This window comes from Pseudomonas sp. A25(2017), assembly GCF_002001065.1.
Taxonomy (GTDB): Bacteria; Pseudomonadota; Gammaproteobacteria; order Pseudomonadales; family Pseudomonadaceae; genus Aquipseudomonas; species Aquipseudomonas kilonensis.
Genome location: NZ_MUOA01000095.1, coordinates 23405 through 29939, shown reverse-complemented (window position 1 = coordinate 29939; position 6535 = coordinate 23405). Strand labels below are relative to the sequence as shown.

At 59.9% G+C, this 6535-nt stretch carries 5 protein-coding genes; 1 reads left to right on the top strand and 4 read right to left on the bottom strand.

Features of this window, described 5'->3' with window-relative positions; all coding sequences use genetic code 11:
- Window positions 1-552: 552 nt before the first annotated feature.
- The 4 genes from tcyN to B0E42_RS24695 all read right to left on the bottom strand — a co-directional run bounded on the left by tcyN (window position 553) and on the right by B0E42_RS24695 (window position 4086).
- Complete coding sequence (gene tcyN / locus B0E42_RS24710; RefSeq protein WP_018608830.1) at window positions 553-1314, bottom strand: L-cystine ABC transporter ATP-binding protein TcyN; 762 nt, start codon at window positions 1312-1314, stop codon at window positions 553-555.
- Window positions 1315-1317: 3 nt separating this feature from the next.
- Window positions 1318-1983, bottom strand: coding sequence for a cystine ABC transporter permease (tcyL, locus tag B0E42_RS24705; protein WP_014336021.1), 666 nt, complete (start codon window positions 1981-1983; stop codon window positions 1318-1320).
- Window positions 1983-2783: a cystine ABC transporter substrate-binding protein gene (gene tcyJ / locus B0E42_RS24700; protein WP_018608826.1), complete on the bottom strand. Its 801-nt coding sequence runs from the start codon at window positions 2781-2783 to the stop codon at window positions 1983-1985. Before tcyJ ends, tcyL begins: the two co-directional genes overlap by 1 nt.
- Before the next feature lie 310 nt (window positions 2784-3093).
- The gene (locus B0E42_RS24695) at window positions 3094-4086 is read right to left on the bottom strand and encodes a D-cysteine desulfhydrase (protein WP_018608825.1); all 993 of its coding nucleotides are present in this window, start codon (window positions 4084-4086) and stop codon (window positions 3094-3096) included.
- Window positions 4087-4528: 442 nt separating this feature from the next.
- Here B0E42_RS24695 and betT point away from each other — a divergent pair, with 442 nt between their 5' ends.
- The gene (betT, locus tag B0E42_RS24690; protein ID WP_167310218.1) at window positions 4529-6490 is read left to right on the top strand and encodes a choline transporter BetT; all 1962 of its coding nucleotides are present in this window, start codon (window positions 4529-4531) and stop codon (window positions 6488-6490) included.
- Window positions 6491-6535: the final 45 nt, after the last annotated feature.

Below are 6535 nucleotides of genomic sequence, written 5' to 3'. Positions count from 1 at the left end.
GTGGGGGCGGCCAGTTCAGGACTCTTCGACTTACATGTCATGGTGTTCTCCTTGATGCTTGAAAACTAAGTCCGTTTCGGGAAGATCAACGGCGATGACTGATCGCGACATATTTTATGTGCAGCCATATAGGCTAGGCTGCGCCTAGTCACTGTGCAGAAAATAAATAATGTGCATCGCCTGTTGGGCACTAGATAAGGGCTCAATAGTTTCAGTGTCAATAGAGGCACTTGCTTAATAATTCATTGTGAAAGGCTTCAGAAACGTCCTACGCATGCATGTTAAGAATGCGCGGCGTCACAGGCCTTTTTCCTAAGCCAGCCGGTTTTTTAAAAAGCTCGAAAGAGCGTCTTGAGACTAAAGAGGAGGGGCGCTTGGGCCGCAGGGAAGTGTTACGAGAGGTATGTCCATGCGCACATAAAACGGTCGCGGATGTTGAGCGGGGCGCAAGTTTCAAGTTGTTTCGTTATAGCCAAGTTGATGGCAGTGTTGTGTTGAGTGTGTGGCAGCGGTCCCACTTCCATCCCTGGAAGTGATGACACTGCCCATAACTTACTGAGCGCCGTGCCCGGCGGAGAGGAACTTGCTGAGGAACTGTCGCGTGCGTTCTTCCTTGGGGGCTGCAAACAAGGCCTTGGCTTCACCTTGTTCGACGATCACGCCTTTGTCGAAAAACACCACGCGGTTGGCCACATCCCGGGCGAAACCCATTTCGTGGGTCACGATGACCATGGTGCGTTTTTCTTCGGCCAAGCCGCGAATGGTTGCCAGTACCTCGCCCACCAGTTCCGGATCGAGGGCCGAGGTCGGCTCGTCGAACAGGATCACCGCCGGTTCCATCGCCAACGCCCGGGCAATCGCCACGCGCTGTTGCTGGCCGCCGGAAAGGCGCCGTGGATAGGCGTCCTCCTTGCCGGCCAAGCCGACCTTGGCCAAGAGCTTGCGCCCCATGGCTTCGGCTTCGGCGCGGGGGATTTTTTTCACCACCTGCGGGCCTTCAGTGACATTTTCCAATGCGGTGCGATGGGGAAACAGGTTGAAGTTCTGGAACACGAAGCCCACCTGCTGGCGCAAACGGCGCACCAGGCCCTGTTGCTGGTTCAGCGGGCGACTGCCATCGATTTCGATGTCGCCGACCTTGATCCGGCCACTGGTAGGCTCTTCGAGGAAGTTCAAGCAGCGCAGGAAGGTGGTCTTGCCCGAGCCGCTGGGACCGATGATCGCAACCACTTCGCCTTCTTCGATCTTCAAGTCGATGCCGTTGAGCACCACCTGACCCTTGAACTGCTTTGTCAGTTTTTCCACGACAATCATGGGTCAGGACTCCTGGTCATGCCGATTGACCCGGGCTTCCAGGACGTTCTGCAGGTGCGAGAGCACGCTGGCCAGAACCCAATAGATCAGCGCGGCGGCAAGGTACATGGTGAAGATTTCGAAGGTTCGCGCGGTGATCAACTGCGCCTGGCGGAACAGCTCCGGTACCTGGATGGTCGCCGCCAGCGCGGTGTCCTTGACCAGGGAAATGAAGCTGTTGCCCAACGGCGGCAGGGCCGTGCGTGCGGCTTGCGGCAGGATGGCCCGGCGCAGGGTCTGGGCGCGGGTCATGCCGATGCTTGCCGCCGCTTCCCACTGGCCGCGCTCGATGGAGCTGATGGCGGCCCGCAGGATTTCACACGCGTAGGCGGCCATGTTCAGCGAGAAACCGATCAGGGCCGCCGGTAGCGGATCCAGCTCGATGCCCAGTTGCGGCAACCCGTAATAGATCACGAACAACTGCACCAGCAACGGCGTGCCGCGAAAGAACGACACGTAGATGCGGGCGATCCAGTTCACCAGTTTGAAGCGCGACAGGCGCATCAGCGCCAGGCCGAACCCCAGCAGCAAGCCGAAAAACATGCCGCCCAGGCTGAGGATGACCGTGTAATACGCGCCCTTGAGCAGGAAGGGCGCGGAGTCCAGTGCGAGTTGAAGAGCTGCTTCCATTATTGGGTAACGTCAGCGCTGAAGTATTTTTCCGAAAGCTTTTTCAGCGTACCGTCGGCGCGCAGTTTTTCGATGGCCTTGTTCACGGCTGCCAGCAGCTCAGGCTCGCCTTTGCGCAGGGCAATACCGGACTCCTGGCGCGAAAAGGCTTCGCTGGTGACGGAGGTGTCCTTGGCTTTCTTGGCGTATTCCAGCGCGGCCAGGCGGTCGATCAGGATGGTATCGATACGGCCGACGCGCAGGTCCTGGAACTTGGTTGGGTCGTCATCGTAGGTTTTGACTTGGGCGCCCGGTACTGCTGCCTTGACCCACTGTTCGTAGTTGGTGCCCAGGCCCACGCCGACTTTTTTACCGTCCAGGTCGGCGGCCTTCTTGATGTTCAGCTCGGCGGCTTTCTTGGTCAGGACCAGCGCTTGAATCCCGGAAACGGTGTACGGCTCGGAGAAATCGTACTTTTTCTTACGCTCCTCGGAGATGGTCACCTGGTTGACCACTGCGTCCAGACGCTTGGATTCCAAAGCCGCGAGGATGCCGGCCCATGGGGTCGTCTGCAGCTTGACCTTCACACCCAGCTCCTTGGCCAGGGCTTCGGAGAACTCCACTTCGAAGCCGGTCAGTTTGCCGCTCTCATCAACGAAACTGAACGGTGGATAAGTGCCTTCCAGGCCGATCTTGATTTCGCCGGCGTCCTTGATCTTCTGCAGTTGCTCACCGGCAACCGCTTGCCCCAACAAGCCGGCGCTCAATGCCAGGCCCAGCGAACCTACCAACAGGTTGCGACGTAATGCGGAAAAATTCATGACAAGCCCCTGTGTTTTCTTATGAAGCGGTTATTTTGGCTGAGATAAGGCGTAGCCGCGATCCGAAAAGATTGCCACATCCTGCCTTAAAGCAGCTTGGGCGTCTCGCGGCAAATGCGCCTGCGGCGAGACTATAGGGTGGCTTTTATAGATTGGAAAATAATATTAAATCAACTACATATTCCAATATGTAATGGATTTCTCCTGTGGGAGCGAGCCTGCTCGCGATGGTCTTTCAGCCAAATTGATCTTGGCTGATCCACCGCTATCGCGAGCAGGCTCGCTCCCACATAGAGGTTCCCCCGATATCTCAGAACGCCGCGCTGTAGGCAAACAACGCCGGTGCGCCGCCGGTGTGCAGGAAGATGATCGGGCCTTCGTCGAAACGGTCGCGCCCCATGCCGTCGAGCAGGCCGGCCATGGCCTTGCCGGTGTAGACCGGATCGAGCAGCAGCCCTTCCTGGCTGGCCAGCAGCTTGACCGCTGCCAGTGTCCCGGCGTTGGGTTCACCGTAGCGGGGGGCGAAATACTCGTCCCACAGGTTCACTTTGAACGCTTCTGGAAGGGCGACGTCGAGCAACGCTGCCGTGCGCTCGGCCAGGCCCTGGACCTTTGGAAACTGGTCCTCCTCGCTGCGCGAAACCGTCACGCCGATGACAGGCAACACCGGCAGGGCTTCGCTCAGCGCCAGCGCCAGGCCGCTGTGGGTGCCGGCACTGCCCGAGGCCAGTACCACGGCGGCGAACTCAATCCCGGTGTCCTTGATCTGCTCGGCCAGTTCCAGGCCTGCGCGCACATAACCCAGTGCGCCCAAGGCGTTCGAACCACCAATCGGCACCAGGTAGGGTTTTTTCCCGTTGCTGCGCAGGCGACCGGCCAGCGCTTGTAGCTGCTCATCGGCGTTGTCCAGGTTGTCCACCAGCTCGACCTTGGCGTCGAACAACTCCAGCAGCAGCCGGTTGCCGTTGCCCAGGTAATTGCTGTCTTCGGTGCCGATGGGGTTTTCCAGCAAGGCCACGCAGCCCAGGCCCAGCTTTGCGGCGAGGGCGGCGGTCTGGCGTACATGGTTGGACTGGATCGCCCCGGCGGTGATGAGGGTATCGGCGCCTTGGGCGATGGCATCGGCGGCCAGGTATTCGAGCTTGCGCAGTTTGTTGCCGCCCATGGCCAGGGGCGTCAGGTCGTCACGCTTGATATAGATGTCCCGGCCGAGCCAGGTGGAGAGGCGGTCGAGTTTTTCCAGCGGTGTCGGATGGCCGAGCAGGTCGAGACGGTTAAAGCGAGACAGCTGTTGTTTGATCATGGGTCCGTACTGGTTGTAGGCGATGCCTGGACTATAGGCACGCCGATATTCATGGGCAACCGGCAATCATTTGTCGGGGCGTAAACCGAGGTGGCGGATGATTTGTGAGCGCCGAGAAACCTGTGGGAGCGAGCAAGCTCGCTCCCACAGGGGCTGTGTTGGGCTGTGCATCTGACTTTGAACACTGAACGAATGTCCGCCAGGCAACGTCATACCCTCCCGTAGGCTAGTGTAGGAAGCGTGCCGTCGAGCCCTGCGATTAGTCCTTAGCTAGCTATTCATGTTTAACTTGAACGTTCATTCAAGTTAAACCGTCGGTTTGCTGCCCGCTCACAACAGGAGGCTTGCCTTTGCCGAGTCCGTTTTCGACCGCCATGATTTTTTCTCCCGAGGTACTTGTTTCATGAGTGCCTCGTCCCTTCCACCCAGCGGCCTGGTCCGCATGAACCCGCCGGTCTTTTACTTCGCCGCGACCTTCATCCTGCTGTTCGGCCTGGTGGTGATTGCCATGCCCGCGCAGGCCGGCGCCTGGTTGCTGGCGGCGCAGAACTGGGCGGCCAATACGGTCGGCTGGTATTACATGCTGGCGATGACGCTGTATCTGGTCTTCGTGGTGGTCACCGCCTTGTCCGGCTACGGCAAGATCAAGCTCGGTGCCGACCACGACGAGCCCGAATTCAGTTATCTGTCCTGGGCCGGCATGCTGTTCGCCGCCGGCATCAGCATCACGCTGTTTTTCTTCTGCGTGTCCGAGCCGCTGACCCACATGGTCCAGCCGCCCCAGGGCGAGGCCGGTACCGCCGAGGCGGCACGCCAGGCCATGCAGATCCTGTTCTTGCACTGGGGTCTGCACGGCTGGGGCGTTTTCGCGTTCGTCGGCATGGCCTTGGCGTACTTCGCCTACCGGCACAATTTACCGCTGGCCCTGCGTTCGGCGCTGTACCCGCTGATCGGCAAACGCATCAACGGCCCCATCGGCTACGCCGTGGACGGCTTCGGCATTATCGCCACGGTGTTCGGCCTCGGCGCGGACATGGGCTTTGGTGTGTTGCACCTCAATTCCGGGCTCGATTACCTGTTCGGCATCGCCCACACCCAGTGGATTCAAGTCGGCCTGATCGTGCTGATGATGGGCGCGGCGATCATTGTGGCGGTGGCCGGTGTCGACAAGGGCGTGCGGGTCATGTCCGACATCAACATGCTGCTGGCCTGCGCGTTGTTGCTGTTCGTGCTGTTCGCCGGACCCACCCAGCATTTGCTCAACACCTTGATCCAGAACATTGGCGATTACCTCGGCGCCCTGCCGATGAAGAGCTTTGACCTGTACGCCTACAACGAACCCAGCGACTGGCTGGGCGGCTGGACGGTGTTTTACTGGGCCTGGTGGATCGCGTGGTCGCCGTTCGTGGGGCTGTTCATCGCACGGATTTCCCGTGGCCGCACCATCCGTGAATTCGTCTTTGGCGTGTTGCTGATTCCGCTGGGTTTCACCCTGGCGTGGATGTCGATCTTCGGCAACAGCGCCATCGACCAGGTGCTGAACCACGGCATGAGTGCCCTGGGCATGTCCGCCCTGGAAAACCCATCGATGAGCCTTTACCTGCTGCTGGAAACCTACCCCTGGAGCAAGACCGTCATCGCCGTCACCGTGTTTATCAGTTTCGTGTTCTTCGTCACGTCCGCCGACTCGGGCACCGTGGTGCTGTCGACGTTGTCGGCCAAGGGCGGCAACCCCGATGAGGACGGGCCGAAATGGCTGCGGGTGTTCTGGGGCGCGATGACGGCCCTGGTGACCAGTGCGCTGCTGTTCTCCGGCAGCATCGATGCCTTGAAGTCGGCGGTGGTGCTGACGTCCTTGCCGTTCTCGTTGATTCTGCTGCTGATGATGTGGGGCCTGCACAAGGCGTTCTACCTGGAGTCGCAGAAGCAGATCGCGCAATTGCACTCCCTGGCGCCGGTGTCGGGTTCACGTCGGGGCACGGGCGGCTGGCGCCAACGCTTGAGCCAGGCGGTGCATTTTCCGTCCCGTGATGAGGTGTACCGTTTCCTCGATACGACGGTGCGCCCGGCCATTGAAGAAGTGACCGCGGTGTTCGTCGAAAAGGGCCTGACGGTGGTGACCCAGCCCGACCCGGCCAACGACAACGTCAGCCTGGAGATCGGCCACGGCGAGCAGCATCCGTTCATCTACCAGGTGCAGATGCGCGGCTACTTCACGCCGTCCTTCGCCCGCGGCGGCATGGGCTCGAAGGAACTCAACAACCGTCGTTACTACCGTGCCGAGGTGCACTTGAGCGAAGGCAGCCAGGATTACGACCTGGTGGGCTACACCAAGGAGCAAATCATCAACGACATCCTCGACCAGTACGAGCGGCACCTGCAGTTCCTGCATTTGGTGCGCTGACCAGTCCGGTTTTTCATCTGCCACCGCGTCGACCCCATCGCGAGC

Excerpts from the sequence above, each read along its gene's own strand:
- tcyJ (WP_018608826.1), bottom strand. The coding sequence starts at position 2,783 with ATGAATTTTTCCGCATTACGTCGCAACCTGTTGGTAGGTTCGCTGGGC.
- tcyN (WP_018608830.1), bottom strand. The coding sequence starts at position 1,314 with ATGATTGTCGTGGAAAAACTGACAAAGCAGTTCAAGGGTCAGGTGGTG.
- tcyL (WP_014336021.1), bottom strand. The coding sequence starts at position 1,983 with ATGGAAGCAGCTCTTCAACTCGCACTGGACTCCGCGCCCTTCCTGCTC.
- betT (WP_167310218.1), top strand. The coding sequence starts at position 4,529 with ATGAACCCGCCGGTCTTTTACTTCGCCGCGACCTTCATCCTGCTGTTC.
- B0E42_RS24695 (WP_018608825.1), bottom strand. The coding sequence starts at position 4,086 with ATGATCAAACAACAGCTGTCTCGCTTTAACCGTCTCGACCTGCTCGGC.